At 62.7% G+C, this 25566-nt stretch carries 28 protein-coding genes; 14 read left to right on the forward strand and 14 right to left on the reverse strand.

The window, feature by feature from the left end; translation table 11 throughout:
• Positions 1-237 precede the first annotated feature (237 nt).
• The 7 genes from VJR90_08095 to VJR90_08125 all read right to left on the reverse strand — a co-directional run bounded on the left by VJR90_08095 (position 238) and on the right by VJR90_08125 (position 7390).
• A complete protein-coding gene (locus tag VJR90_08095) occupies positions 238-861 on the reverse strand; it encodes a response regulator transcription factor (GenBank protein HKV97430.1) in 624 nt (207 codons plus the stop codon).
• 216 nt (positions 862-1077) lie between these two features.
• On the reverse strand, positions 1078-1539 hold the full coding sequence (locus VJR90_08100) for a spore coat U domain-containing protein (GenBank protein ID HKV97431.1): 462 nt from the start codon (positions 1537-1539) through the stop codon (positions 1078-1080).
• 2 nt (positions 1540-1541) lie between these two features.
• Complete coding sequence (locus VJR90_08105) at positions 1542-2075, reverse strand: spore coat U domain-containing protein (protein ID HKV97432.1); 534 nt, start codon at positions 2073-2075, stop codon at positions 1542-1544.
• Positions 2072-4291: a fimbria/pilus outer membrane usher protein gene (locus tag VJR90_08110; GenBank protein ID HKV97433.1), complete on the reverse strand. Its 2220-nt coding sequence runs from the start codon at positions 4289-4291 to the stop codon at positions 2072-2074. The genes VJR90_08105 and VJR90_08110 overlap by 4 nt, the downstream gene beginning before the upstream one ends.
• A gap of 478 nt (positions 4292-4769) precedes the next feature.
• Complete coding sequence (locus VJR90_08115) at positions 4770-5480, reverse strand: molecular chaperone (protein HKV97434.1); 711 nt, start codon at positions 5478-5480, stop codon at positions 4770-4772.
• Between the two features lie 31 nt (positions 5481-5511).
• The gene (locus tag VJR90_08120) at positions 5512-6036 is read right to left on the reverse strand and encodes a spore coat U domain-containing protein (protein ID HKV97435.1); all 525 of its coding nucleotides are present in this window, start codon (positions 6034-6036) and stop codon (positions 5512-5514) included.
• Positions 6037-6409: 373 nt separating this feature from the next.
• The gene (locus VJR90_08125; GenBank protein HKV97436.1) at positions 6410-7390 is read right to left on the reverse strand and encodes a dihydroorotate dehydrogenase; all 981 of its coding nucleotides are present in this window, start codon (positions 7388-7390) and stop codon (positions 6410-6412) included.
• 47 nt (positions 7391-7437) lie between these two features.
• On the opposite strand from VJR90_08125, the gene trmL reads away from it, so the two are divergent.
• Positions 7438-7902 carry a tRNA (uridine(34)/cytosine(34)/5-carboxymethylaminomethyluridine(34)-2'-O)-methyltransferase TrmL gene (trmL, locus tag VJR90_08130; protein ID HKV97437.1) on the forward strand — a complete coding sequence of 155 codons (465 nt, stop codon included), beginning with the start codon at positions 7438-7440 and terminating at the stop codon, positions 7900-7902.
• Between the two features lie 94 nt (positions 7903-7996).
• On the opposite strand, the gene VJR90_08135 is transcribed toward trmL, so the two are convergent.
• Genes VJR90_08135 through VJR90_08150 form a run of 4 tightly spaced genes read right to left on the reverse strand, consistent with a single transcriptional unit; the run spans position 7997 to position 10253 of the window.
• The gene (locus VJR90_08135) at positions 7997-9004 is read right to left on the reverse strand and encodes an NAD(P)H-dependent glycerol-3-phosphate dehydrogenase (GenBank protein ID HKV97438.1); all 1008 of its coding nucleotides are present in this window, start codon (positions 9002-9004) and stop codon (positions 7997-7999) included.
• A 7-nt stretch (positions 9005-9011) separates the two neighbouring features.
• Positions 9012-9527 (reverse strand): protein-export chaperone SecB, encoded by a 516-nt coding sequence (gene secB / locus VJR90_08140; protein ID HKV97439.1) that lies wholly within the window; start codon positions 9525-9527, stop codon positions 9012-9014.
• Positions 9528-9559: 32 nt separating this feature from the next.
• Positions 9560-9817, reverse strand: a complete 258-nt coding sequence (grxC, locus tag VJR90_08145; protein ID HKV97440.1) for a glutaredoxin 3 — start codon at positions 9815-9817, stop codon at positions 9560-9562.
• A 4-nt stretch (positions 9818-9821) separates the two neighbouring features.
• Positions 9822-10253 carry a rhodanese-like domain-containing protein gene (locus tag VJR90_08150; protein HKV97441.1) on the reverse strand — a complete coding sequence of 144 codons (432 nt, stop codon included), beginning with the start codon at positions 10251-10253 and terminating at the stop codon, positions 9822-9824.
• A 108-nt stretch (positions 10254-10361) separates the two neighbouring features.
• Between VJR90_08150 and VJR90_08155 the strand changes: the two genes are divergently transcribed.
• The 3 genes from VJR90_08155 to VJR90_08165 all read left to right on the forward strand — a co-directional run bounded on the left by VJR90_08155 (position 10362) and on the right by VJR90_08165 (position 13739).
• Positions 10362-11549, forward strand: coding sequence for a peptidoglycan DD-metalloendopeptidase family protein (locus tag VJR90_08155; protein HKV97442.1), 1188 nt, complete (start codon positions 10362-10364; stop codon positions 11547-11549).
• A gap of 68 nt (positions 11550-11617) precedes the next feature.
• On the forward strand, positions 11618-12925 hold the full coding sequence (locus VJR90_08160; GenBank protein ID HKV97443.1) for a S41 family peptidase: 1308 nt from the start codon (positions 11618-11620) through the stop codon (positions 12923-12925).
• Position 12926: 1 nt separating this feature from the next.
• Positions 12927-13739, forward strand: coding sequence for a divergent polysaccharide deacetylase family protein (locus VJR90_08165; protein HKV97444.1), 813 nt, complete (start codon positions 12927-12929; stop codon positions 13737-13739).
• Here the strand turns inward: VJR90_08165 and VJR90_08170 are convergent.
• Complete coding sequence (locus VJR90_08170; GenBank protein HKV97445.1) at positions 13715-14659, reverse strand: ferritin-like domain-containing protein; 945 nt, start codon at positions 14657-14659, stop codon at positions 13715-13717. The genes VJR90_08165 and VJR90_08170 overlap by 25 nt on opposite strands.
• A 137-nt stretch (positions 14660-14796) precedes the next feature.
• Here VJR90_08170 and uvrD point away from each other — a divergent pair, with 137 nt between their 5' ends.
• The 3 genes from uvrD (at position 14797) to VJR90_08185 (ending at position 18325) form a co-directional block, all read left to right on the forward strand.
• The gene (uvrD, locus tag VJR90_08175) at positions 14797-16953 is read left to right on the forward strand and encodes a DNA helicase II (protein ID HKV97446.1); all 2157 of its coding nucleotides are present in this window, start codon (positions 14797-14799) and stop codon (positions 16951-16953) included.
• Between the two features lies 1 nt (position 16954).
• On the forward strand, positions 16955-17533 hold the full coding sequence (locus VJR90_08180; protein HKV97447.1) for a hypothetical protein: 579 nt from the start codon (positions 16955-16957) through the stop codon (positions 17531-17533).
• A gap of 78 nt (positions 17534-17611) precedes the next feature.
• Positions 17612-18325, forward strand: a complete 714-nt coding sequence (locus VJR90_08185; GenBank protein ID HKV97448.1) for a TIGR00730 family Rossman fold protein — start codon at positions 17612-17614, stop codon at positions 18323-18325.
• Positions 18326-18335: 10 nt separating this feature from the next.
• Here VJR90_08185 and VJR90_08190 read toward each other — a convergent pair whose 3' ends face one another.
• A complete protein-coding gene (locus VJR90_08190; GenBank protein ID HKV97449.1) occupies positions 18336-18728 on the reverse strand; it encodes a hypothetical protein in 393 nt (130 codons plus the stop codon).
• Positions 18729-19104: 376 nt separating this feature from the next.
• Between VJR90_08190 and pip the strand changes: the two genes are divergently transcribed.
• The 7 genes from pip to VJR90_08225 all read left to right on the forward strand — a co-directional run bounded on the left by pip (position 19105) and on the right by VJR90_08225 (position 23903).
• Positions 19105-20061, forward strand: a complete 957-nt coding sequence (pip, locus tag VJR90_08195; GenBank protein ID HKV97450.1) for a prolyl aminopeptidase — start codon at positions 19105-19107, stop codon at positions 20059-20061.
• Complete coding sequence (gene dtd / locus VJR90_08200) at positions 20058-20513, forward strand: D-aminoacyl-tRNA deacylase (protein ID HKV97451.1); 456 nt, start codon at positions 20058-20060, stop codon at positions 20511-20513. The genes pip and dtd overlap by 4 nt, the downstream gene beginning before the upstream one ends.
• Before the next feature lie 207 nt (positions 20514-20720).
• Positions 20721-21449: a HisA/HisF-related TIM barrel protein gene (locus VJR90_08205; GenBank protein ID HKV97452.1), complete on the forward strand. Its 729-nt coding sequence runs from the start codon at positions 20721-20723 to the stop codon at positions 21447-21449.
• 94 nt (positions 21450-21543) lie between these two features.
• Positions 21544-21753 carry a twin-arginine translocase TatA/TatE family subunit gene (gene tatA / locus VJR90_08210; protein HKV97453.1) on the forward strand — a complete coding sequence of 70 codons (210 nt, stop codon included), beginning with the start codon at positions 21544-21546 and terminating at the stop codon, positions 21751-21753.
• Between the two features lie 5 nt (positions 21754-21758).
• Complete coding sequence (gene tatB / locus VJR90_08215) at positions 21759-22025, forward strand: Sec-independent protein translocase protein TatB (GenBank protein HKV97454.1); 267 nt, start codon at positions 21759-21761, stop codon at positions 22023-22025.
• Positions 22022-22813, forward strand: coding sequence for a twin-arginine translocase subunit TatC (tatC, locus tag VJR90_08220; protein HKV97455.1), 792 nt, complete (start codon positions 22022-22024; stop codon positions 22811-22813). Before tatB ends, tatC begins: the two co-directional genes overlap by 4 nt.
• A 169-nt stretch (positions 22814-22982) precedes the next feature.
• Positions 22983-23903 carry an EamA family transporter gene (locus VJR90_08225; GenBank protein ID HKV97456.1) on the forward strand — a complete coding sequence of 307 codons (921 nt, stop codon included), beginning with the start codon at positions 22983-22985 and terminating at the stop codon, positions 23901-23903.
• A gap of 76 nt (positions 23904-23979) precedes the next feature.
• Here the strand turns inward: VJR90_08225 and VJR90_08230 are convergent, their stop codons facing one another.
• Complete coding sequence (locus tag VJR90_08230) at positions 23980-25560, reverse strand: hypothetical protein (GenBank protein ID HKV97457.1); 1581 nt, start codon at positions 25558-25560, stop codon at positions 23980-23982.
• Positions 25561-25566 lie beyond the last annotated feature (6 nt).

Raw genomic sequence — 25566 nt, forward strand, 5'->3', positions numbered from 1 at the left:
TGGCGGCGGGCGGTTTACCATGGAATGCACCCGGGACACTGGTTATGTCGTAAGCGTGAGCCGCGGCGGTGAGTCACGCTCCGAGGCACACCCAGCCATAATCAGCGGGGTCGGCCGCGGTACCCAACAAGTATTTGCAATACGTGTGCCACCGGCTGCTTTCTCAAACGTCGGACCGCCAAGCGACGGGCCGCTGTTCCTGACCATCAATTACTGAAACGTCGGCCACGCCCGCGCTCATTTGCTGGAAAGCGGTGCGAGCCGCGCCGCGTAGCGGATCAGGGCGGCGGCATTCGGAATCCGCAGGCGTTGCATGATTTCAGCGCGATGACTCTCCACCGTTTTGACGCTCAGTTGCAGTTCCACTGCGATGCCCTTGACGTTTTTGCCCTCGGCAATCAGACGCAGGATCTGTTTCTGGCGCGGCGTGAGATGTGCGGCCTGGCCGGCATGCCCCTCGATGGCCTGCTGGGATACCGCGGCGCTGAGATAGGTGCCGCCGCGTGCCACCGCTGCGATCGCCAGTTTGAGCTCATCGGGGGTGGCGCGCTTCAGCACATAAGCGGAGGCTCCGGCCGCCAGCGCTTCGTGCACGTACTCCTCGTTGGCGTGCATGGAAAGGATGATGACGTGGATGTCGGGGGACTGTGCGTGAATCTGGGTGGTGGCCTGCAAACCGTTCAGGTCGTCCATTTGCAGATCCATGATCACGATATCCGGATGCAATGTGCCCGCGAGTTGCACGGCCTCACGACCGCTGGTGGCCTCGGCCACCACCTCGACATCCGCCAGACCCTGCAGCAGTTTCACCACGCCGGCACGGAACAGCGTATGGTCGTCGGCAATCAGAATTCGGGTCATGCGTTCAATCCTTGCTGGGCTGTCGTTCAAAAGTATAGTCGGTGTGGCTATCAGGCGCGATCTATGTTGGCATCGCGGCGGGGTCCGCGGCTCCCACAATTTATCGTCGCTGCCAACCGCGAATCAAAAGCTCCCTCCTTTGAGAAAGGAGGGCCGGGAGGATTTTATGAATCCGACAAATCCACACTTTCCGACAGGGGAGACCACGGTTCAGTTTCAGAAGCTGATGGTGGCGGTGATGTTGTCTATGTAATTGCCGGGGGCGATGTCCTGCTGGGCGGGAACCCGCGCGTACACGTTCAGGCGCACGCGGTTGTTGTTGAACGGCTGGCTGGACGTCAGGGTGCCGCCGGTCCCGTCGCCCCAGATAATGTTGCGTGCGGCATTGGTGTAAAGGTTGTAATCGAGTTGATCACCGGTCGCGCCGCTCAGCATGTAACGCGGGTTATACGAGCCGCTCTGGCCGGTGCTGAGTGCTACGGTGACGGTTCCCGCGCCGCTGCATCGGACGGTGATGCGGCCGGTACGGTTCAACGGTGCGGCGTTCAGCGGATTATAGTTGCCGAAATTCACCCGAGTGGCCCTGACCGTGCAGGATGCGGCCCGGGATGTCGCGGGTACGCTGAGCACGACTGCGCAAGCCAGCAGGGAAACTGCGAGGACGATGCAGGCGCGCATAGTCAGAACGTCACCGTGGCAGTGATGGTGTCGGTGTAACTGCCCGGGATCATGTCTTGTTGTGCGGGAATATTACCGTAAACAGTGTTCGTCACGCCTGCCCTCGCCCGCGGCCGCGAGACGGTTGTCGAGACCGCGGTAGATCCTGAACTCCCGTCTCCCCATACCGTAGTGAGTGTGGAATCGGTATACAGATTGTAATTCAGCACATTCCCCCCGCTGGTCAAAGTGCGCTGCACATACGTACCACTGCCGCTGCTGAGCGAGATGGTATAAGTAATGCCGCTTCCGGGGACTCCGCTCTGGCACTGGAAGGTAAGCGTGCCGGTGCCGGTGACCGAAGTTGCGCTCAAGGGGTCGTAATTGCCGAAATTCACCGCGGTGGAGCTGATGGTGCAGCGCGGTGCGGCGTGCACAGCAGCGGCCATCAGCAAGCCAGCGAGGCCCGCGGCAATTGGCAGCCACAGGTGATTGGTGCGTGCCGGTCTTGCGCAGACGGGCCGACGTACCTGCATCCAAAGGCGTTTGCTTTTCATGGTGATGTCAACTTGCAAATGAAAGTTCCCAAATCTGGCAACGGATCGCTGGTCTGCGGCATGGTGACCTGCAATCGGCAGCTTTGATGGTCCCAGTTTGCCTCGATTTCATTATGGACTTGCAGGCCGGTGAGATACACCTCGCCGTCCAGGCCTACGGGGAATGACTGGGTCTGGCCTTCGATTTGAACGGTCGCTCCGGCCGGCAGCGGTTTGCCGTCGGCGAGCTTGATGGTGAGCGTGGCGCCGCGCGTCGAAGTGATGGGGAATTTCACCACCACGCCACTGTTGAAGCGCGGCACTGCGTTTTGTTGCAGCGTGTTGATTTGGACGCTCAAGGGAATACTCTGGGCGTCGAGACTCACGGGGTTGTTCTGGTAGGGGCGCAGATTGGGGATCAGAGCGTCGCCGTTCTTATCGGTGACGCCCACCGGCTGGTTGTCGGCGTACACGGTGACGCCGGGAATGCCGGGCGCTTCCACCAGGCCAAACGCACCGTTGATCTGGCGTGCAGGGAACACGCCGTCGCCGATGAAGGCCAGTCCGCCTCTGGTCTCGGCCTGATAACTGGTTTGGCCGGCGGCGTTGAGCGCGCCCACGCGGTAGGTGCCGACGTTGTTCTGATAATCGAATTCCGCCTGGTTGAACGCGTCCGGTCCAAGCTGTGCGCTGACGCGGTAGCCGCTGCCGGTGCCGGCGGGCAGGCTCTCCTGCACCTGGGCGAAACCCTGGTCCACGTTGTTCTGGCGCTGCACGCCGAAGCTCACGTTGCTGCGCTCGCCGAAGGGCAGCGTGAACATCAGGATCAGGCCGTTACTGCTGGTGGTGAGTGTGTGATAGGCACTGGCGCTGAAGAAGCCGCGGTTGCCGACGTTGACGCCGTAACTTGCGGTCAGGAGTCGCGTGTGGCCGAACAAGGGTGAACTTTGATCGAGGTAGGCAAGTGACGCGGAACCCGCCCGGCCCATGAACGCCCCGATGCTGGCAGTGATCTGCTTGCGCGGCGCCGGCAGACCATTGTAGCCCAGCTCGGTAAAGCCCGGACTCGCCAGTTGTGAGCTGAGGCCGGCGTTGAAGGTTTCGCCCTGCCACTGATAGCCGATGAGTCCCAGCACACCCTGACCGAGCGCGCTGTGGCTTGCGGCCAAAGCGGCATTGAATATGCCCGCTTTTGGCGCCGCCCAGCTGGCGCCGGCGCTTGTGTCCTGGAGACCGGCGGAACTTTCAGCGCGCAGCTCGCCGGTGAAGTTATCCGTGAAGCCGTGGCGGAAGAGGCCAGTGGCGGCAAACGGTCCGTAGCCGTTGCTCGCGAGGCCGTAGTTCTCGCGCAGCTTGCCGGCGGAAAACGCATAATCGTCGAGCCCGGATTTCAGCAGATTCGAGCTGGCATAGAAGGATTCCGAAATCACCTGTTCGCGGCCGAGCAGGTCGCGCACCACCAGCGTGGCGGTGCCGGGACCGGTGACCACGGGTACCGCCGGCACCGAGAACGGACCTGGCGGCACCTGCTGGGATTCCTTGAGCACGCCGTTGACGTACAACTGCACGGCTGAGGGCAGTGCCGCTTGGCCGCCGATCACCGGCAGCGGGAAAGTGATGAAATACGGGCGGGTGGAGAAATTGGTGCCGTACTGCACCCCGCCCAGGCGCACTGCGAGGCCGGTCATGCCGCCGTCGGTGATGCTGTCGCCGAGTTGCAGCGTGGTCATATTGTCGGGATTGTCATGCGTCCAGACCGTGTCGAGCCGCGTCCAGTGGCTGTGGGCGTGATTGATGTTCTGGCCGATGAAGCTCGAGGTGCCCACGCCCCAGTCGTTGAATACGCCGGCTTGCAACAGACTGTTGATTGAAGTCAGGCCGGAGCTGCGCGTGCCGAAGAAATCGTAGTTGAGAAAACCGCCAAAAGGTGTGGGCTGCGGCTCAGGATTATTCGTGAACAGACCGTCCACGACCGAGCCAGTGAAGGCGCCGGGTGGTGCCGTAATCCACAGGCTCTCGGTGAGCGCGTCCAGATGATAGGTCAGGCCGGGAATCGCATCCAATGGATAATACTTCTCGTTCTGATACTCATACGGTTGGACAGCGGGCTGGCGTAGCCGCCAGCGCTTCAGGTCGGCGCCCTTGGCGTACAGATTTTTGTCCGGGGCAGTGCCGAAGCCGAGAAACAGATCGGTCTCGTGCCAGAGCTGCTGGTTGAGATGCACTTCCAGCAGCACTTCGATGGGCGCGGTGGTTGCCGCTGCCTGTGTGGCAGGGGCCGTCGCAGAGGGCGCGGCGGGACGGGGCGAGGCTGCGCTGGCCGTTTGAGCCGCGATGGATGCAACGGAGGCGGTTGCGGCGCGGTGACTTGTGTCAGCGCGGGTCCGCCGCGGCGCACGCACGAGCGGGGCCGGTGGCGGAATGGCCGGCCGCACTTGGGGCTTGGACGGGACCCCGACGGTTGCGGCTGTCGAACGGGGGCTTGGCTGAGCGGAAGTCACGGGCGTTGACGACTGCTGCGAGCAGCGCCGCAGTGACAACGCGACAGCGGCAATCGCCACTGCGACGGCGAGCGCCAAGCCGAATCGCAGCGCATTGCCGCGGCTGAACGCGCCCCCGGACATGGGTCAGGCCGTGACGGCCGGTAAAGGGCCGTCGAGGGAAGTGTGGGGGGAATCGGGCCTGAAAACACAACGCGCCGTGCGGACGTCGGCCTCAAGCTCCGGGGGCGAGTTGCGCATGGAGGCTGCCCCCGTCGGTGTCCGCGGTGATCTGTAGCAGAGTATTCGCTGCCAGCGGCGCCGCCAGTTTGATGTTCCAGGTGCGTTGCGAGCCGGGCAAAAGGTAACCGCCGAATTCCTGCAGGAGCGGAACGCTGTGGCCTTTTTGAGTCACGCTCAACTTGAGGAGTTCGGTGTGTGCCGTGCCTGTATTGACGGCACTGATGGCGAGTTCCCGGTCGGACAGTCGTTTGGCCGACCATTGCAGTGTCGGAGCCGTCGCGACCGCCGGTTCCACAAATACCGGAATACCGACACGCAGGGCGATCTGCACTCCGTGGAAGCCCGATTGAGGCGTCGGCGGCACTTCCGTTAAAAACAACCGGTAGGAAGTTTCCTGTTTGGTATCCGGGGCGGTTCGCATGCCGATGCGCACCACCTGCTGGCTGCCGGGGGTGACCGTAAAAATCGGGGGTGTGGCCAGAAGCTCGCGGCTCGGCGTGTAGACGTCTGTACCGTTCTTTTGAGACCATGCCACGATTTGCAACTGCACCACGGTGGGACTGTCGCTGCTGTTGATCACACGCAGCACGCCCGTGGTCTGGGCGGCGGACAGTGTCACGCGGATGGGATTTACCTGGAAGGAAGCGGCTCGCGCCCCGAAGGGCGCGAACAGCATGATTACCAGGAAAAGCACCTTGCGCATGATTCTTTTCCGCTCAAGGACCGGACGGGACTTAGAACGTAACCGTGACAGTAATCGTGTCCTGGTAGGAATTCGCCACGCTCGACGGCGTCACGTTCTGGCCACTGGGGATGGTGCCATACACTGTGAAAGGCTGCACGGTTGCAGCGCTGGCGCTGGTATAGCCCTGGGTTGAAGTGCTGCCGGTGCCATCACCCCACACGGCCGTGTTACCCGCGGTGGTGTAGAGCTGGTAGTTGAGCAGATCGGTGGAGCTACCGGTGTCCTTCATCTTGCGCTGAGCCAGACTGCCGTTCACACCGCCGTCCAGCGCAATGGTGGCTACCGTGGTCTTGGTGCACTGCACGCTCACCATCGAGGTACCGGTGGTGTTGGTCGCAGCCAGCGGATCGTAAGTGCCGAAGGCCAGCGCCGTCGCCGAAATATTGCACGATTTGATGACGTTGGCGGACACCAGAAAGGTCGTGGTCTGCGGCGACGGACCTGCAAAGGCGCTGCCCATGGCCAGCAAGCCGGCCGTGCCGGTCAGCATAAGAGTACGCAAGTGCTTAAACATGACAGTTCTCCAAGTTAATAGATTGTCAAAATCCACTTGCAGCCGTCCGCCTTAGCTCAATCCAGGAAGCGGGCCGCTGCACCGCAGGTATTCCTGAGACGCTCTCGGGTGAAACCCCGGAGGGTCTCGGAATTCCTCCTAACCTAGTTAATGCAACCCTTGTGCCAAAACCCGTGGTACGCGGTATTCAAGGCTTAGCCAGCCAGACTGGATGGAGTTCCTTGACCCCAAAGTGACGCTGGGTGTCACTTTTGTTCATTCCGACGGCTGCAAAAGGCGTTGCGTCAGGACGCCTTTTACCGGGAACAAAGTTATATATCAAGGAAGATTTTGTATACTAACTATCGATAATTCATTGAGTTGCATTATTTATCTAACCTGCTGCACAAGATTTTATGCCCACCCCTCCCGTGTCCAGGCTTCCCACAAGCCCGGATACATGGCTTAGCCCGTGCAGCCTGAGATATTCGGCAATGCCCACATTGAGTGTCTTGCATACCAGAGGATCGTAGAACAGCGCCGTGCCGACACCCACCACCGACGCCCCGGCAATTAGGAACTCCAGCGCATCGCGCACCGTGGTGACGCCGCCCTGACCGATGATCGGCACCCCGTGGGGCTTGGTGATCTGATAGACCTGCTGCACCTTCAGAAGCGCCAAGGGCTTGATGGCCGGGCCGGACAGGCCGCCCTGGAAGTTTCCAAGTGTGGGTTTGTGCGTCTCCGGGTCTACCGCCATGCCCGCGAAGGTGTTGATGGCGGCGAAAGCGTTGGTGCCGGCTTCGAGACAGCGGCGTGCGTTTTCCGCGATGTCGGTCTGGTTGGGCGAAAGCTTGGTGATCAGCGGCTTTTTCGTGACTCTGCGGCAGGCAGCCACCACGCGTGCGGACATCTCCGGATCGTTGCCGAACTGCACGCCGCCTTCCTTCACGTTCGGGCAGGAGATGTTGATCTCGATGGCGTCAATCGGCGAGTCGTCGAAACGGCGCGTGACCTCGGCGTATTCCTCCAGAGTCGAGCCTGCGACGTTGGCGATGAACCGTGTCTCGCCGAAGTCCAGTGCCGGCAGGATCTTGTTGACCACGTGCTCCACGCCGGGATTCTGCAGACCGATGGCGTTCAACAGCCCGGACGGGGTTTCGCACAGGCGGTGCGGCGGGTTGCCGAGTCGCGGCTTGAGTGTGGTGCCCTTCAGGCACACTGCACCGGCATCGCGGTTGGAGAAGCCCGCAACGCGCGTATATTCTTCACCGAAGCCCACGCAGCCGGACAGCAACACCAATGGCGAGTTGAATTTCAGACCGCAGAATTCGATTTTGAGTGAGTCTGGCAGAGTTTTTTGGCTATCGGGCATGTCGGCTCCAGTTGTGAAGGCGCCACCCGTTGTCAGAGGTCCCGCTCATGCTGCATGTGGTGTTGTATCAACCCGAAATCCCGCCGAACACCGGCAATATCATACGCCTGTGCGCCAACGCGGGCGTCAGCTTGCACCTGATTCATCCGCTGGGATTCGAGATCACCGAGGCCCGGGTCAAGCGCGCGGGCCTGGATTACCGCGAGATGGCGAACGTGCATGAGCACGCGGACTTGGAGAGCTTCACGAAGGATGTGGCGCCAGCGCGCGTGTTTGCCGTTTCCACCCGCGGCCGGCAGCCTTACGCCGACATGCACTACAAGGACGGCGACGCCCTGCTCTTTGGGCCGGAGACCCGCGGGCTGCCGCAGAATCTTCTGGATGCGCTGCCACTGGAACAGGTACTGCGCATTCCCATGCGGCCCGACAACCGCAGCCTGAATCTTTCCAACGCCGTGGCGATTGTGGTTTACGAGGCCTGGCGGCAGATGGATTTTGAGGGCGGGCGCTAGCTGTGGTAACGGGATTCCGGGACGACTGCGGATTTTTCACGAAAGCCTAAGATTCCTGCGGCAGCGTTGCTTGTGCGCCGAGCCTGCACCGGTGTCAACTTTCGGATTTCAGCTCGCGCGCCATCAGGGCTTCAACCGCCACGCGCGGCGGCAGATGTTCGTGCAGCACGCGATACACCTGTTCGGTGATGGGCATGTCCACGCTCAGATGTTTGGCGAGCTTGTGCGTGGCCGCGGCCGCGACCACGCCTTCGACCACCTGGCCGATGTCAGCTTCCGCGGATTGCCGGTCCAGCCCGCCGGCAAGTCTCAGGCCCAAGCGGCGGTTGCGCGACTGATCGTCGGTACAGGTCAACACCAGATCCCCCAGGCCGCTGAGCCCCTGAAAGGTCTCGGCGCGCGCGCCGAGTTTCGCGCCGAGCCGCGCAATCTCCGCCAGACCGCGGGTGATCAGGGCAGCGCGCGCGTTGGCGCCGAATTTGAGCCCGTCACTGATGCCGCAGGCAATGGCGACGACGTTCTTGACCGCGCCGCCGACCTCCACGCCGGCAATATCGCCAGCGGTGTACACGCGAAAACTCCGGCTGTGCAGGGCTTGCGCCAAGTCCTGCGCAAAGCGCGCATCGTGCGACGCGACGGTGACCGCGGTCGGCAGTCCCGCGGCCACTTCGCGCGCAAAGCTCGGACCGGAAAGTGCTGCGAGCGGCGCGTCTTTGCCGAACAGCTCGGCCGCCACCTGGTGCAGCAACTGACCGCTGTCGGGTTCAAAGCCCTTGGTGGCCCACGCAAGCCGCAGGTTTTTGGGTTTGTGCGCGGCGAGGTGCTTGAGCGTGGCGCGAAAACCCGTGCTCGGGACCGCCACCAGCACATCATGCACGCCTGCGGCCAGGGCGCCGAGATCGGGTTCGACGCGCAACGCGTCCGGGAAAGCGAAGCCGGGCAGGAAACGCCGGTTTGCCCGGTCCGCGATCAGTGGCTTGAGTTCTTCCGGGAACGGCGACCAGAGACGCACGGCGCGTCCGTTGCGCGCGAGCACAATCGCTAGTGCGGTGCCCCAGGAGCCGGCGCCAAGAATCCCGATGGGCGTGGCATCGCTCACCATGCCGCTCTCAGCCGGGACTGTCCGCACCGGGTGCGGGCGTAGCGACCGCCGCAGCGCCGGCCTGGCCAAGACTCTGCATGTACACCAGGTCGAAATTCACCGGCTGCAGCAACAGCGCGGGCATGCTGCCTTTTTGCACCAGGTCGGAGACCGCCTCGCGTGCGTACGGGAACAGGATATTGGGACAGTAGCTGCCGAGGATGGCGCCCAACTCCTGTTCGTTGAAGCCGTGGATGCTGAACAGCCCGGCCTGGTGCACTTCCACCAAGAATACGCTGCGGCTTTCGGCCTGCGCCTCGATGGTGATGGTGAGCACCACCTCGAAACTGTCGTCGCCGAGTTTGTTGGTGTCGGCACGCATGTTGACCTTGACCTCGGGATTGAGCGGGGCGCTGAATACCGCCGGAGCCCGAGGTGATTCAAAGGAGCAATCCTTCATGTAGATGCGTTGCAGCACCACGTGCTGGGCAGCGTCCTGGCCGTTGCCGGGGGCGACGGGTTGGGCTTCGGTATTTTCGGACATGTGGATTCCTTTTATAAAGGGATTGCGAGGTTTCAGCCGGCCAGCAGGCGATCCAGCTCGCCACGACGGTCAAGTGCATACAGATCGTCGTAGCCGCCGATATGCCGGTCGCCGATGAAAATCTGCGGCACGCTGCGCCGCCCGCCGCTTTTCTGCTGCATTTCAACGCGGCGTGCCGGTTCCTGGTCCACCAGATATTCGGTATACGCGATGTGCCTGGATTGCAGCAGCGCCTTGGCGCGCATGCAGTACACGCAAGCGCGCGTGCTGTATATGGTCACCGCTGGCATGCGCTCAACTCCGCTCGCCGCGTTCCAGCGGCAGGTGTTCGCTCTGCCAGGCCTTGATGCCGCCCTTCAGGGTGTGCACCGCCTTGAAACCGCGTTTGATGAGTGTGGCGGCGGCTTTCTGGCTGGTTTGGCCGCTGTCGCAGCAGACGATCAGGGCTTGCTCCTTGAATTTGTCCAGTTCCCCGATGCGCGTGTCCAGCTCCGCCACCGGAATGTTGCGTGCCCCGATTACGTGGCCGCCGCCGAATTCCGAGTGCGGACGGATATCCAGCACTGCCGCACCCTTGTTGATGAGCAGCACGCTTTCCGCCGGGCGCAGTTCGCGGTATTTGCGCAGGCGCCGCAGCAGCTCATCGCCGATGAACAGCAGGATGATGATGATGGCTGCGGCGACGAGATAGGGGTGATGCTGGATGAATTCAAGCAGGCGCGGCATGCACGAATCTGGGCGGCAAACGGGCGCGTAGTATAGCAGCCGACCTGCAAGCCTTTGTGCGGCCGGAAGAATCTCCTAGAATCTGCGCACCTCCGCCGGAATCGAGAAATGCCCGCCTCCCCGCTGCCGGCCCCACCGCGTATTTTTTGCTTGCTGCTCGGCGCATTGCTGCTGGCGGGCACGGTCCAGGCCGGCGGCAGTGATCAGACCGCCGCCCAGCAGGCGCAGCTCAAGCAGCTGCGCGCGCGCATCGCGGGCGTGCAAGCCAAGCTGGATCGCGAAGTCCGCGAGCGTGGCCAGGTGCAGGGGCAGTTGCGCGCCACGGAAAACCGGATTGCGCAACTCAGCGCCGGACTGCGGCGCCTGGATGATTCCGTGGCGGGCGCGCAGGCGCGACTTGACAGCCTGCAGCGCCAGCAACAGGTGCAACAGAAACGGCTGGATCAGCAAAAGCAGGCGTTGGCGGCGCAGTTGCGCGCGGCTTACATGCAAGGCCAGGACTCGCAACTGAAATTGCTGCTGAATGCGGAAGATCCGGCCAGCATCGAACGCTTGCTGGCCTATTACCAGTATTTCAACCAGGCACGCGCGCAGCGCATCCAGGCGGTGCGCGCGCAACTCGCGACCCTCGCAGACATCAACGCGCAGGTGCGGCAGCAGCTTCAGCAGCTCACGGGGTTGCGCACGCAGCGTGCCGCGGCGCTGGCAGAGGTGAAACAGGAACGCAATACGCGGCACCAAACGCTGATCGCGCTGAATACCAGCATCCACAGCCGCAGCCAGCGGCTCGCGCGCATGCGCCAAGATGAACGTTCGCTGCAGGATTTGATCGCCAACCTGCAGCAATCCCTGGCTGACATTCCCGCCGATCTCGAAGGCCATCACCGCTTCGCAAGTCTGCGCGGACGGCTGCCCTGGCCGGTCGACGGCAAATTGATTCAGGACTTTGGCGCGCCGATTGCCGGTGGCCGGTTGCGCGCTCAGGGCGACCTGATCACCGCACCCATGGGCACGCCGGTGCATGCGGTTGCCTACGGGCGCGTGGTGTTTGCCGACTGGCTACCGCATTTCGGCCTGCTGGTGATCGTGGATCATGGCGACGGTTATCTCAGTATCTATGCGCACAATCAGAGCGTGTATGTACAAGTCGGAGACTGGGTAAACATGGGGGAGACCGTGGCGACGCTCGGCGACAGCGGTGGCCAGAACCAGCCGGCGCTGTATTTCGAAATCCGTCATCGTAATGTCGCGCTCAGTCCGCGCGACTGGTGCCACGGCCGTCTGCCGCGCGGCTGAAGCGCGCTGCACGCGCCATGCTATCTTGATTGCGTTTCATTGCAGGCCGTAACGGCCGGAGATTTCCCATGTTGGCGCATCTTTCAAAGTCCGCGCCTGGGCGCGCAGGTCTGGTCTTGGCGTTGGCTTGCGGCGCTGCAATCCCCGCATTCGCCGCGCCACCCACCACTGCGCCCACGGCCACGACCGCGCTGCCCTGGCAGCAGGTCAAATTGCTCGCGGATGTGATGCAACTCGTGCGGCAGGATTACGTTGCGCCCGTGGATGACACCACGCTCATCGACAACGCCATAAGCGGCATGCTCGCCGGCCTGGATCCGCATTCCGCTTATCTCGACAAGAACGCTTACCAGCAACTGCAAATCATCACCACCGACCGGTTCAGCGGCTTGGGCCTGGAAGTCACTCAGCGGGCGGGCGCAGTGACGGTGGTAGCGCCGATTGACGGCACGCCCGCGGCCAAGGCCGGCATGCAGAGCGGCGATGTAATCCTGCGCGTCAACAATACCGCGCTGGACGGCATGACACTCGACGAGGCGGTGGCGTTGATGCGCGGCACGCCCGGGAGCACGGTAACGCTTCTGGTGCAGCGGCGCAGCGTGTCCAAGCCGCTCAGCTTCACGCTCACGCGCGCCGAAGTGCATCTCACGAGCGTGCGCAGCCGTCTGCTGCAACCAGGCTACGGTTACCTGCGTATCAGCCAGTTCAGCGAGGACACCGCCGATGGCGTGCGCGATGCGCTCCAGGCGCTGGTGAAACAAAACCACGGCGCCTTGAAGGGCCTGGTGCTGGATCTGCGCAACAATCCCGGCGGCCTGCTGGATGCGGCGGTGGACGTGTGCGACGACTTCCTGAACAGCGGTGTGATCATCTCGGGGCGCGGGCGCGCGCCCGATTCCAATTTCGTGCGTCGTGCCACGCACGGTGACATTCTCAATGGCGCGCCCATGGTGGTGCTGGTGAATGCGGGTACTGCCTCGGCTGCCGAGATCACCGCCGGTGCGCTCAAGGACGATCACCGTGCGCTGATTCTCGGCACGCGGACTTTCGGCAAGGGCTCGGTGCAAACCGTGATTCCGCTGCCCGAGGGCGGCGCGCTCAAGCTCACCACTGCGCTGTATTACACGCCCTCGGGCCGTTCGATCCAGGCCGAGGGCATCGCCCCTGACCTCGTGGTGCCGGAGTTCAAGCTGAGTGCGCCGGCCGCGGCCGAAAACCTCAGCGAAGCCAATCTCGAAGGCCATTTCACCAACAATGCACCCACGCCGCAGGCCGAGGGAAATCTGCTTACCGGCGACCAGTTGGCGCAACAGGATTTCCAGCTCTATTCGGCCCTCAATGTACTCAAGGGTCTGACCATCGCCGGCGGCAACTGACATGCGGTCCGCAGCGTTTTGGCCGCTGGTCATTGGGCTTGCGGTCGCGCCCGCGTGGACGCGCGCGGCGCCGGCCGTACATCCGGTGATCGCCGTCATCATTGACGATCTCGGCAACGGCCCGAGCGAGGGTCTGCGTGCGGCGCAACTGCCGGGGCCGGTGGCGTGCGCGATCTTGCCGCACACGCCCTACGCTGTAATGCTGGCCGATGCCTGCCACGCGCGAGGCAAAGAGGTGCTGCTGCATCTGCCGATGCAGGGGCTGGATGACGCGCCGCTCGGCCCCGGCGGCATTTCACTCGCCATGACCGAAGTGCAGATCCAGAACACCGTGCGTGGCGACTTGCGCTCCATTCCCCACGCCGTCGGCGTCAACAATCACGAGGGCAGTCTGATCAGCATGCACCCCGGCGATCTCGCCTGGATCATGCAGACGCTGCATGCCACCGGCGGATTGTATTTCGTGGACAGTTACACCACCGCCGACAGCATTGCCTACCAGATCGCACGCGAGCACGGCATCCCGGCGGCGCGCCGCGACGTGTTCCTCGACGACGTCAACACCGAAACGGCGGTGCGCTTCCAGTTCAGCCGCTTGCTTGACATCGCGCGCCACAAAGGCTTCGCACTTGCCATTGGCCATCCGCGACCGGCAACGCTCGCGGTGCTCAACGCCGAACTGCCGCGGCTCGTGGCACAGGGCACGGAACTCGTGCCGGTGTCTGTCATCATCAGACTGCAGCAGCAGCATCCCATCCCTTGGCCCGAATCCCTGTATCCTTTACCGACTCACCCGGCCAATCTGGCCCATTGATTCAGAGCATACGCGCGTACTCGCGTGTAGAAATCCGTATAAATCTGGTCGTAGGATTTTATCCGCGTGCTGCCTTCGCCCCAGAGCAGATAGCGGGACAGAAATGCGATCATCGGTGCCATCGTTTTCTGCACGCGCAGATTCAGGTCCAGTGGTTTGAGCGTCATCTTCACGCTCATGGCGTGGGGAAACTGCGGCCCCATGAGGTAACGGCCCCGTTTCTGGATGATCCGGTACAGGCGATTGTTGAAAGACGTGTTGGGATGCAGGATGCCGTAGGCATGTTTCAAGGCAATGCTGCTGTCCTCGCCGTCTATCATGCGCAAGCGGTGCAGGATCGTCCGGAAGATTTTCCAGCGGCCCATGTTTTCGCGTTTGCGGTAGCGCAGAAAATATTGGTAGAAATACTTGTAGTGCCGCACTTCATCTTCACGGATCAGCTGTGTGAGCAGGTGCAATACCGGCTCGGGGCTCAGGCGGCTCAGAGTGGTGTAATAGCTCGCGGTACCCATCTCCACGATGCAGCGCGACACCATTTCCAGGCAGCGGCTGGGTTCCAGCGCCTCAATCACGCAGTTAGCGGAAAACTCCGCGAAGAATGCCTGGTATACCCGATCCCAATCAAAGTCCGGCCAGGCGGTTTGCACGTAGCGCTTGAGCGCGCGGCCGTGCTGCAATTCCTCATGCTGCCAGTGCTGCTCCAGCCATGCGGTCACTTCTTCATCGCCGGCGTAATATTCAATGAGATTGTGTGCGTAGGTGTCCGTGGCGGTTTCGATGAACGAGGCGGTGGTGAGGAGATAAAACAGTAGTTCCTGATCCGCGATCTGGGTACGGTCAAGGCTCTGCCACGGGATGTCATCAAGTGTCCAGCGTTGATGGATGGGCGAACGCCGGGGCAACGAGGAAACGGGGCTCATGAGGAATATCCGGAAGTGGTGCGGCAGTGTATGCTCATCTTTGACAATTATCAGATTGACGAATTCCCATTTCTTGCCGAGTCTGGGCAAAACGCAAGGTGCCCAAGGCCATGATTGTGCTCTGCTAAAATCGCCGCATGCATGTGAGCGCGCTGCTTGAACCCCTGAATCCCGCACAACGTCAGGCGGTGACCGCGGAAACCGGCGCGCTGCTGGTGCTGGCGGGCGCCGGCAGCGGCAAGACCAGGGTGCTGGTGCATCGCATCGCCTGGTTGATCCAGGTGCGCCAGGTGTCGCCGTTCGCCATCCTGGCGGTCACCTTCACCAACAAAGCCGCGGCCGAGATGCGCACGCGCATCGAACACATGCTGACGCAGCCCGTGCGTGCCATGTGGGTGGGGACGTTTCACGGGCTGGCGCACCGGCTGCTGCGCCAGCACTGGCGTGAAGCCAAACTGCCGCAGAATTTCCAGATTCTAGATGCCGAGGACCAATACCGTCTGCTGCGGCGCGTGCTCAAGAGCCTGGATCTGGATGAAGCACGCTATGCGCCGCGGCAGCTACAGTGGTTCATCAATGCGCGCAAAGATCAGGGCCTACGCGCCAAACACCTGCAGGCATCCGCCGATCCCGTTGAGCGCCAGCTGCAGCGTGCCTATGCGGCTTATGAAACTGCCTGCGAGCGCGGCGGACTGGTGGATTTTGCGGAGCTCTTGTTGCGCGCGCTGGAGTTGTGGCGCAATGACGCCGCGCTGCTCGCGCACTATCAACGGCGTTTTACCCATATTCTGGTGGACGAATTCCAGGACACCAATGCCATTCAGTATGCGTGGATCAAGCTGCTGGCCGGCACGCAGGCCGCGCCGTTCGTGGTGGGCGATGATGACCAGTCCATCTACGCCTGGCGCGGCGCGCGCATCGAGAACATCCTGAAATTCGAGCGCGATTTCCCCGGCGCCCGCGTGGTGCGCCTGGAGCAGAACTACCGATCCACCGGCATCATTCTGAAAGCCGCGAATGCGCTCATTGCCCACAACCAGACGCGCCTCGGCAAAAACCTCTGGACCAGCGGCAACGACGGCGTACCGATACGCTTATACGCCGCGTACAACGAACAGGACGAAGCACAGTTCGTGATCGACCGCATACAGCACTGGCAGGCGCAGGGCGGCGCGCGCCGCGAAATCGCGGTGCTGTATCGCTCCAACGCCCAGTCGCGCGTGTTCGAGGAGCGCTTGCTGGCCGAACGCATTCCCTATCGGGTGTACGGCGGCTTGCGATTCTTCGAGCGCCAGGAGATCAAGGACGCACTCGCCTATCTGCGCCTCCTCGAGAATCGCGCGGATGACGCCGCGTTCGAGCGCATCGTCAATTTGCCGGCCCGCGGCATCGGTACGCGCAGCGTGGACAGTCTGCGGGAAACCGCGCGGCGTGAGCAGCGGCCACTGTGGGCGGCATTGCAGATGATGTTGGCCAAAAAGGATGCCGCGCCGCGGGTGCTGACGGCGTTGCAGGCGTTCACCCGGCTCATAGACGGCATGGATGCCGCAGTGCGCGGACTGGAACTGCATGAACAAGTGGACCATGTGATTCATGCCAGCAAGCTTGTGGAACATTACCAGGCCGAAAAAGGCGAACGCGGCGAAGCGCGCGTCGAAAACCTGCAGGAACTGGTGAGCGCGGCGCGCAGTTTCCGGTCCGAAATCTTGGACGCGGGCATGACGCCACTGGCCGCATTTCTGTCGCACGCGGCGCTCGAAGCGGGTGAAGGCCAGGCGGACGCCTGGGAGGACTGCGTGCAGTTGATGACGCTGCATTCCGCCAAGGGCCTGGAGTTTCCGCTGGTTTTCATCTGCGGCATGGAAGACGGCCTGTTTCCCCATCAGCGTTCCAGCGAGGATCACGATGGCCTCGAGGAAGAACGCCGCCTGTGCTATGTGGGCATGACGCGCGCGATGCGCGAGCTGATCCTGAGCTATGCGGAGAGCCGCCGCCTGCACGGCACCGACAGTTACGCCGTGCCCTCGCGCTTTCTGCGCGAGATTCCCGCAGAACTGATCGAGGAGATCCGTCCGCGCGTGCAGGTGACGCGGCCGTTGACGCCGTCCAGCGTGCATCTGGATAGCGCGCCTACCGGCCTGCAGCTCGGCCAGCACGTGCAGCATCCCAATTTCGGTGAAGGTGTGGTGCTGGATTACGAGGGCAGCGGGCCGCAGGCGCGTGTGCAGGTCAATTTTCGTGCGGCCGGCGCCAAATGGCTGGTCGTGGCGTATGCCAACCTGCGGCCGGTGTGACATGCGACGTGGAGTGCGCGCGGCGCTTGGCTGTTTGCTGGGATTGCTGATAGGCACGCTCGCGGCTCCGCGCGCCTGGGCCGATGCCGGCGAACTGGATCTCGTGGTGCTCGGCAGCGGCGGTTTCTCGGGCAACAGCAATCCGTACAACAACGGTTATTACACCACCGGCCTCAGCAGCTATGCGTTCACCGCCAATCTTGGTTATTGGTTCGACGACAGCTGGGAGGCCGGCGTGGGCGCCGGGCCAGGACGCACGCAATATCAGAGTTGCAACAGCCAGAACGTATGTGCCAACGCCACGCAGGCCACGGTGCAGTTCACGGTGTTTGGCCGCTACAACTTCACCTCAGATTACGGTGCACAGTATTCTTTCACCGGTTTGCAGGTGAATCAGATAAATGCGGGCCGCGCGCTCGGCAGTGTGACTGTGCTGCATCCGGTCGCGGGCTACCGGTTTTCGCTCATGGAGAATTGGTCATTGGAACTCAGCGTCGGCGCAGGCATACCGGTCGCCGGTGACACCGCGCGCTTTCCAGTCACCTATGATGTGCAAATGGGCCTGGTGATACCACTTTGACACACTGCAACTTGAAGACACGTGGACTCACGATCTGCGCGCGCCCTTACCGGACATGTATACCTACGGAGTGAGGTCATGACCATCCAGGATAAACCGGCTGCCAAGCCGGGCGAAGACCGCCTCAGCCGCGAAGCGTGGAAACTTTTCCGCATGATGGCGGAATTCGTCGAGGGCTATGAACGCCTCGTGGCCATCGGCCCGGCCGTGAGCATTTTCGGTTCGTCGCGCACCGCTCCCGGGCATCCGTACTACGTACTGGCGGAGCAGATTGGCCGGGCGCTGTCCGATGCCGGGTTCTCGGTGGTGACCGGCGGTGGTCCGGGCATCATGGAAGCCGCGAGCAAGGGCGCGTACGCCGGCAAATCCACCAGCGTGGGGCTCAACATCCAGTTGCCGCACGAGCAGACGAGCAACGCTTATCAGGATATTTCCCTGAGCTTCAGACATTTCTTCGTGCGCAAAGTGATGTTCGTGAAATACGCCTCGGCCTACGTGGTGCTGCCGGGCGGGTTTGGCACGCTGGATGAACTCGGTGAGATTCTCACCTTGACGCAGACCGGCAAAACGCCGCGCGTTCCGATCCTGCTCGTGGGACGGGAGTTCTGGTCGGGGCTGGGCGACTGGATCCAGGCGCGGTTGGTGGCCGAGCACATGATTGACGCCAGCGATATGGATCTGTTTCAGCTCGTGGATCGTCCCGAAGACGTGGTCAATACCATCGTGCAGCACTACGGCACGCGCAGCTTCGAGCCCTCGGACCGGGAACGCCAGGCGCTGCTGGAACTTTAGCTGCGCCGGCTCAGCGTTCGGGTTTTCCCACGTCCAGGTTTTCGAGATCCTGGGAATAGTCGGTGGCCAGGATGCGGCGCGCACGCGCGGCATCCACACGTTGCACGCACAGCTTGATGCCGCCCAGCGCGATGGCGTACAGCCAGTCCATCTGCACCATGTTGTCATCGTACAGCATGGCGTGCACACCTTCCGCCGCCAGCCGCCCCAGCGCGATGTGCGCGTCCGTGGTTTTGTCGAAGGTGGCAATGGTCACATACTCGTCCATGTCCGCACGCGTGTAGGTGGGTTGGCCGCGCCGATTGCCACGCATGTGCATGCGGTCGTGGCGGGCGGCGGCCAGTTTGGTACCGCCGGACAGCAACAGCTGTGAAAAAGCGCGGAATAACGCGAGACTGAGCACGCTGGACCGCCGGGATAACGGATTGATAGGTGCGATTACAGCACAAACCGGTGGAGCGGCGAAATTAAAAACCCGGCGGGGTTGCCGCCGGGTCAAAGCCTTCATGGCTGGAGGTGATTGAGTGTTCAACTCGCAAAGGGCGTGAGCGTCCGTGCTGTTCCCTGCCCCGCCCGGGTCCATCCCACTTCCTGTCCCGCCATCCACTGGCGGTCTGGGCGGAGTCCACTTTGACACTGGATGGGTCAGGAAATAGTCGGGGGAATGCGTGACCGGATGTAGGAAAATACCTACATGGTAGGCTGCGCTCGGGGTCCGATTACGGTAGAAAATGCCCGGTATTCCGCCATGCTCAGACGCCCACCCCATGAAAAACAGCCTGCGCACGTTGTTTCCACCGCTCGAGCCTTATGCCAGGCGCCGGTTGCGCGTACAGGCGCCGCATGAAATTTACGTCGAGGAATGCGGCAATCCCGCCGGGTTGCCGGCTGTTTTTGTGCACGGCGGGCCGGGCGGGGGCTGCGTGCCCGACAACCGCCGGTTCTTTGATGCGGCGCGCTATCGCATCGTGTTATTCGACCAGCGCGGCTGCGGGCGCTCCACGCCGCACGCCGAGCTGGAACACAACACCACCCAGGCACTGATCGCGGACATGGAACTGATCCGCGCGACGCTGGGCATCGAACGCTGGCTGGTATTCGGCGGATCCTGGGGCTCGACGCTTGCGCTGGTGTATGCTGAAACCCATCCGCAACGGGTCTTGGGACTGATCCTGCGCGGGATATTCCTGGTTACCGCGTCGGAGTTGCGCTGGTTCTATCAGGACGGAATACAACATCTGTTCCCGGATTATTACGAGGACTTTGTCGCGCCGGTCCCGCCGGACGAGCGCAATGACTTGATGCGCGCTTATTACCGCCGGCTCACCGGCCCGGAACTGCGCGTGCGGCGCACCGCGGCGGAAGCCTGGTCGCTGTTCGAGGCCCGCTGTTCGTCACTGCTGCCCAGCAAAGCGATCGTCGAGCATTTTTCCGAACCCGAAATGGCTATGGCGATCGCACGCATCGAGTCCCATTACTTCGTGAATGACTGCTTTCTCGAACCCGATCAGATTATCCGTGATGCGCCGCGCATCCGGCACATCCCGGGCGTGATTGTGCAAGGTCGCTACGACGTAGTGTGTCCGACGGCTTCCGCCTGGCGCCTGCACAAAGCCTGGCCGGAAGCAGAGTTCCGTCTGGTTCCCGACGCTGGTCACGCGTCCAGCGAGCCGGGCATCTGTGCGGCGCTCATCGAAGCCGCGGATTCCTTCGCGCGGCGGCTTGCGACCGCATGATCGGACTGCTGCAGCGCGTCAGCCGCGCTTCGGTGGAAATTGAAGGCCGGGAAGTCGCGGCCATCGGCAATGGTCTGCTGGTGTTGCTCGGCGTGGAGCGCGGCGATACCGAAACCCAGGCCGCGCGACTGCTGGAGAGGCTGTTGGCGTATCGCGTGTTTCCGGATGCCGCGGGGCGCGTGAACCGGGATGTGCGCGCCATCGGCGGCGGGCTGTTGCTTGTGCCGCAGTTCACGCTGGCTGCCGACACGCGTAAAGGCAACCGGCCAAGCTTTACCCCGGCGGCGGCTCCGGAAACCGGCGCGCGCCTGTTCGGGTATTTATGTGAACAGGCTCAGCAGCAGTATGCGCATACCTGCTGGGGCGTGTTCGGCGCACACATGCAGGTCGCACTAGTCAACGACGGCCCGGTCACCTTTTGGCTGCGGGTCAATCCCGGTACTGAGCGCTGAAGCGGCTTGATTGTGCACTGTGCGGCTCTGGGCTAGGATAAATTGCCGAGCGTTTCCGGGGTGTAACTACGGTACTGCAGATAAATCGCGCTTGCCGCCTGCCCATCTTCACTGAGCTTCCCACGCCATGCGTTCGTGTCCTGGATACACGCCTTCCCGGTTTTGGTACCCGCATTATGCGCACCTCACCGGCAAAGGATTACGCGCGTGCTGCTGATCCCGACCATTTCTTCTGCCAACCCCAATCCGGGAGTCGCGCGCGTCTCGACCTCCGACCAGCTCTCGGCTGCTGAGCCGCTGCACACCGCCGAACGCTGGATCCAGGCCGGCGCGCGCCGCCTGCATGTGGCCGAGGTCGACGGGGTGACGGCGGGCAAGACCACGGGCGCCGATCTGATCCGGGCACTCGCGCATGCCCACCCCGGGATTGCGCTGCAAGTGAGCGGCGCAGTGCGCGACGCGCAGGCCGTGGAAAAGTACCTCGCGGCCGGCGCCGAGTACGTGATCCTCGACGCCAAGGCGGCACGCACGCCGCACCTGATCAACGATTTATGTCTGGAATTTCCCGGCCACATTCTCGTGGCCATGGAAGCCAGACACGGGAAGCTGGCGGCCGAAGGCGGGTCGAAGCTCGCGCAGCAGCCGGCGTCGGATGTAGTCATGCATTTGCAGCGCGAGGGCGTGGCCGCAATTATCTACCGTGTCGCCGACAGCGAGCGCGGCGCGGATGATTATGACGGCGCGCAATCCCTGGCGCAGGCACTCACCATTCCGGTACTGGTGAGCGGCGGCCTGAACTCGATCGAGGCCGTGACCAGATTTTGCCGCCGTGGCGCGGCGCTCGGCGGCGCGGTCCTGGACGCCGAATTCGCGGCCGCCCCCGCGGACATCGCCAAAGTCCTGCAACTGGCCGAGCGTGCGCCGGTTGCGGAATAAATACCGCTCCGCGGATGTAAAATAAGCGTCCACGCGCCCGTTTGGGCGGCGTTGTAATGATTGCGGCTCCGCGCGCGGAACCGCAGGAGTCTGTATGGAACTCAGTGTAGGCAAGATACTTCTGATTCTGGTAATCGTGGTGCTGGTGTTTGGTACCGCGCGACTGCCCAAAATCGGCGAGGACATCGGCCGCGCCGTGCGCAGCTTCAAGAAGGGCGTGCACACCGGCGATGACGAAACCGGTGCCACCGCGAAGCCGGCCGACGACAAACCGCAGTCCGGTACCGGAAACAGCTCTCACTAACCTCCATGCTTGAAGGCAGCTTCTGGGAGCTGGCACTGATTTTCGTGCTGGCACTGGTGGTGTTCGGCCCGGAACGCCTGCCGGGACTGGCGCGCAGTGTGGGCCTGTGGGTGGGCCGGGCGCGCGCCGTGGTGCGCAACTTGAGCGTGCAGATCGAGCGTGAACTGGAGGCGGAGGAGCTGCGCAAGGCCGCAGGCGAGGTGCGCGACACACTCAAGGAGCCGATCAAGCCGCCCGAACACGGTGCCGATCCTCCGCAGCGTGCGCCGTGAGTACCGTCCCCGATCCGCCGTCACCCGGACCCCTGCTCAGCAGTTCGGCGATTGGCCATCTCCTGGAAGTTCGCCGCCGCCTGCTCTGGTGGGTGGCATCATTGCTGGCAATTTTCTTTGTGCTGTTCCCGTTTCAGAACCGGGTGTTTGATTTTGTCGCCACCCCCATGCTGCGGCGGTTGCCGGTCGGTTCCAGCATGATCGCCACCGGTGTGACCTCGCCGTTCATGACACCGCTCAAGCTCACGCTCATGACGGCGCTGTTTCTGAGCATGCCGGTATTTCTGTACCACCTGTGGCGCTTCATCTCGCCGGCGCTGTACAAGAGCGAGCGCCGCATGTTTTTCCCGCTGCTGGTGTCGAGCGTGGTGCTGTTCTATAGCGGGGTGGCATTCGCGTATTTCTTGCTGTTCCCGGTGGCGTTTGCGTTTCTGACCTCGGTGGCACCCGCGGGCGTCAAGGTCATGACCGACATCAATGCCTATCTGGACTTCGTACTCACCATTTTCTTTGCCTTCGGCCTGGCGTTCGAGGTGCCGGTGGCCATCGTGCTCGCCACCTGGGCGGGGTTCACCACGCCCGGCAAGCTCAAGAAGCTGCGGCCCTATGCGCTGGTCGGCTCGTTCGTGATCGGCATGATCCTGTCGCCACCGGATGTGGTGTCCATGACCCTGTTGTCGGTGCCGATTTATCTGCTGTATGAAGCCGGCATGCTCATGGCCCGCATCTTGGTGCCCGGTTCACGCCAGGTAGATGAGCAGCGCGAACAGCAGCCGGGCGCGCCGTGATCCCGCTGCGGGCGCGCACTGTATTTACCTCGCTACCAAGCTCGATTTGCCGATGCGCGCATCACGGCAGCCGTGTAATGGAGAGCCGCATTGGCTCTTTGCCCGGCGGATGCGTCCGCCGGGCACGCGTGTAGAATAAGCGCCCTTTCCCCGCCCCCTTGCACACACCATGAGCAGCGACAGCCGGCGCCGGCTGCAAATCCTGGTCGCGTTTGCCGTGGTGTACATCGTATGGGGATCCACGTATCTCGGTATCCGCATAGGTGTACGAGATATTCCACCGGCCCTGCTTGCCGGCGTGCGCAACCTCATCGCCGGTCTTGTCATCATCGGCATTGCCTGTGTGCGCGAGCGTACCTGGCCGAACAATGGGCGTGACTGGCTGCACGCGCTGGTTATGGGTGTGCTCATGGTGGCGGCCGGCAACGGCCTGGTTACCTGGGCGGAGGTCGAACTGCCATCCAATCAGGCCGCGCTCATTGCCAGCACCTCGGCGCTGTGGGTCGCGTGGTTCGGTACTCTGGGTCCGAGGGGGCATGCGCTCAGCTTGCGGGTAAAAATCGGCCTGATCATTGGGTTTGCCGGCACGGTGCTCATGCTGCTGCCCGGTGCGCATTTCACCCTCGGCCACTTCGGCGCACAGCTGCTGATCCTGGTTTCCTCGCTGTGCTGGGGAATCGGGGTGATTTACGGGCGTAGTTTCAGCCTGGACATATCGCCGTTGATGCTCTCCGGCATGTTGCTGTTCTGCGGCGGAGCCTTGCTGACGATAATCGGCGTGGCGACGGGCGAGCCGGCGCGCTGGCACTGGAGTGTGCTCGGCATCGGCGCCCTCGTCTATCTCACGGTGTTTGGTTCCTGCGTCGCATACAGCACCTATGTGTGGCTCATTCACCATGTCACGCCCGACAAGCTCAGCACCACCGCCTATGTGAACCCGGCCATTGCTTTGGTGCTCGGTTGGGCGGTACTCGATGAGCAGGTGCAGGGCGTACGCTTGCTGGGAATGCTGGTGATTCTGTTCGGCGTGATCCTGGTGACCACGCGCTACGGGGTGTCTTTCAGGCGCTGGATGAAAACCGGCGCTTGACGGGAACCGCCCCTCACTCTTGTCTCTCCCCGAAGGGGGAGAGAAGACAAAGTGGCGATGCGAGGCATCGCGTTGGTCAGTCGGTATCGAACTGTTCCCACCAATGCCACGGCGGCGGTACCGGCGTTTCCGGCACGCGCATGGTGACCGCGGCCGGCAGTACCCGGTACAAGGCCATCGGGTCTTCGGCCTTCACGCGCAACACTTCCTTGAAATACGGCGCCTGCGGCGGCGGCAGGAATTTCATGTCGTCCGGCGGGCCGCCGCCCGGCAGGTACTTGGTGTTCACCAGAATGTAATTGCCTGGCTTGATTTTGCCGTCGCGGATCTCCGCGTAGAGCTGGCGGCTGGAGCGCACGTAATCCATGGGCGCGCCCAGCACGTAAAGTGTCATCGGCCTTGGCCACTGGAAGCTCACGATGCGACCCGGCGTTTTGGCCACCAATGCCTTGATCTGGTCAAACCCCTCCAGTCCGCCGATCGTGCGGTCGTGAAACGGCAGCCATGCGATCACCAGGGCACCAAAGAACACGATGAACGCGACGGCCCAGCCCTGCAACACGGCTCGGACCCAGACACGCCAGCGCGGATTGAACAGCGGCGCGAGGCTCGCAAGCCCGAGCAAGGCGATGGCGGGTGCCGCCGGCAGGATGTATTTGCTCTGTTTCGAAGCGGAGACAGTGAAAAACAGAATCGTGAATAAAGCCCACACCAGCAACACGCGCCAGCGGAATTCGCGCAGGTGGCGAATGGCGAAGTAAATCCCGAACGGGAACAGCAGCGACAGCGGGAACAAATCGCCCCAGATGGTCTGGAAATACATCCACCACGGCTGCAGGTGATCGAAGCCCACCAGGAAGCGCGTGAAGTTCTGGTACACCAGCACCGCGCGTACGAAATCCCAGCCCACGGTGAAACCGGCGGCGATGTACCAGGGCACGATGCCGAGGAGTGCCAGTGCGATACCGCGCAACGGTGCGAGCCGCCAGGCTTCGTGCCAGATCCATCCCAGACGCGCGCCCAGGCCGCGGCGCTCGCTCATCACCGGCTGGAAACTCAGGAACGCCGCCAGCGCGATCTCGATGGCCATGACCGGCAAGGTGATGGCCAAGCCCACCGGACCTTTGGCTGCCGTGGCGAGCAGCACGCCCAGCCACAGCTCCCAGGGAAAACCACGCCGCATCGGATCGGTGCGCAGCCGCACGAATCCGGTGAGCGCAATGAGCGTGCCCAGGATCAACAGGCTGTCGGACTGGGCGGTGAAGAAGTTGTAGAGAATCGCCGGCAGCGCGGCCGCGGTGAGCGCCAGCAGCCAGCGCGGCCAGTTCGGGAACAAGTCCTTCTGCAGGCGCGCCAGCCACCATACCCACAACAGGAACCCGATATAGCCCGGCAGGCGGATGGCGGCGAGCAACGGCAGGCCCGCAACACGGCCGATGAGCGCCAGCCAGAAGTACAGCGGCGGATATTCGATGTAGGGCACGCCGTTCTTGATGGGAATCAGCCATGCGCCGCGCGCAAACATCTCGCGCACCGCTTCGGCAAAGCGCGGCTCCATCGACGGTATGGGACCGTGATTGAACAGTGCGACGCCGTAGATCACGGCGAGCGCGAGCAGCAGCCAGTGCAGAGGGCTCAGGCGCTTGAGCAAATGCATGCCGGG

The sequence above is a fragment of the Gammaproteobacteria bacterium genome (assembly GCA_035279405.1).
Taxonomy (GTDB): Bacteria; Pseudomonadota; Gammaproteobacteria; order Natronospirales; family REEB76; genus REEB76.

What these genes read in the sequence shown, in the direction of transcription:
- VJR90_08095 (HKV97430.1), bottom strand. Translation starts at nt 861, where the DNA reads ATGACCCGAATTCTGATTGCCGACGACCATACGCTGTTCCGTGCCGGC.
- VJR90_08100 (HKV97431.1), bottom strand. Translation starts at nt 1,539, where the DNA reads ATGCGCGCCTGCATCGTCCTCGCAGTTTCCCTGCTGGCTTGCGCAGTC.
- VJR90_08105 (HKV97432.1), bottom strand. Translation starts at nt 2,075, where the DNA reads ATGAAAAGCAAACGCCTTTGGATGCAGGTACGTCGGCCCGTCTGCGCA.
- VJR90_08115 (HKV97434.1), bottom strand. Translation starts at nt 5,480, where the DNA reads ATGCGCAAGGTGCTTTTCCTGGTAATCATGCTGTTCGCGCCCTTCGGG.
- VJR90_08120 (HKV97435.1), bottom strand. Translation starts at nt 6,036, where the DNA reads ATGTTTAAGCACTTGCGTACTCTTATGCTGACCGGCACGGCCGGCTTG.
- VJR90_08125 (HKV97436.1), bottom strand. Translation starts at nt 7,390, where the DNA reads ATGCCCGATAGCCAAAAAACTCTGCCAGACTCACTCAAAATCGAATTC.
- trmL (HKV97437.1), top strand. Translation starts at nt 7,438, where the DNA reads ATGCTGCATGTGGTGTTGTATCAACCCGAAATCCCGCCGAACACCGGC.
- VJR90_08135 (HKV97438.1), bottom strand. Translation starts at nt 9,004, where the DNA reads ATGGTGAGCGATGCCACGCCCATCGGGATTCTTGGCGCCGGCTCCTGG.
- secB (HKV97439.1), bottom strand. Translation starts at nt 9,527, where the DNA reads ATGTCCGAAAATACCGAAGCCCAACCCGTCGCCCCCGGCAACGGCCAG.
- grxC (HKV97440.1), bottom strand. Translation starts at nt 9,817, where the DNA reads ATGCCAGCGGTGACCATATACAGCACGCGCGCTTGCGTGTACTGCATG.
- VJR90_08150 (HKV97441.1), bottom strand. Translation starts at nt 10,253, where the DNA reads ATGCCGCGCCTGCTTGAATTCATCCAGCATCACCCCTATCTCGTCGCC.
- VJR90_08155 (HKV97442.1), top strand. Translation starts at nt 10,362, where the DNA reads ATGCCCGCCTCCCCGCTGCCGGCCCCACCGCGTATTTTTTGCTTGCTG.
- VJR90_08160 (HKV97443.1), top strand. Translation starts at nt 11,618, where the DNA reads ATGTTGGCGCATCTTTCAAAGTCCGCGCCTGGGCGCGCAGGTCTGGTC.
- VJR90_08165 (HKV97444.1), top strand. Translation starts at nt 12,927, where the DNA reads ATGCGGTCCGCAGCGTTTTGGCCGCTGGTCATTGGGCTTGCGGTCGCG.
- VJR90_08170 (HKV97445.1), bottom strand. Translation starts at nt 14,659, where the DNA reads ATGAGCCCCGTTTCCTCGTTGCCCCGGCGTTCGCCCATCCATCAACGC.
- uvrD (HKV97446.1), top strand. Translation starts at nt 14,797, where the DNA reads ATGCATGTGAGCGCGCTGCTTGAACCCCTGAATCCCGCACAACGTCAG.
- VJR90_08180 (HKV97447.1), top strand. Translation starts at nt 16,955, where the DNA reads ATGCGACGTGGAGTGCGCGCGGCGCTTGGCTGTTTGCTGGGATTGCTG.
- VJR90_08185 (HKV97448.1), top strand. Translation starts at nt 17,612, where the DNA reads ATGACCATCCAGGATAAACCGGCTGCCAAGCCGGGCGAAGACCGCCTC.
- dtd (HKV97451.1), top strand. Translation starts at nt 20,058, where the DNA reads ATGATCGGACTGCTGCAGCGCGTCAGCCGCGCTTCGGTGGAAATTGAA.
- tatA (HKV97453.1), top strand. Translation starts at nt 21,544, where the DNA reads ATGGAACTCAGTGTAGGCAAGATACTTCTGATTCTGGTAATCGTGGTG.
- tatB (HKV97454.1), top strand. Translation starts at nt 21,759, where the DNA reads ATGCTTGAAGGCAGCTTCTGGGAGCTGGCACTGATTTTCGTGCTGGCA.
- VJR90_08225 (HKV97456.1), top strand. Translation starts at nt 22,983, where the DNA reads ATGAGCAGCGACAGCCGGCGCCGGCTGCAAATCCTGGTCGCGTTTGCC.
- VJR90_08230 (HKV97457.1), bottom strand. Translation starts at nt 25,560, where the DNA reads ATGCATTTGCTCAAGCGCCTGAGCCCTCTGCACTGGCTGCTGCTCGCG.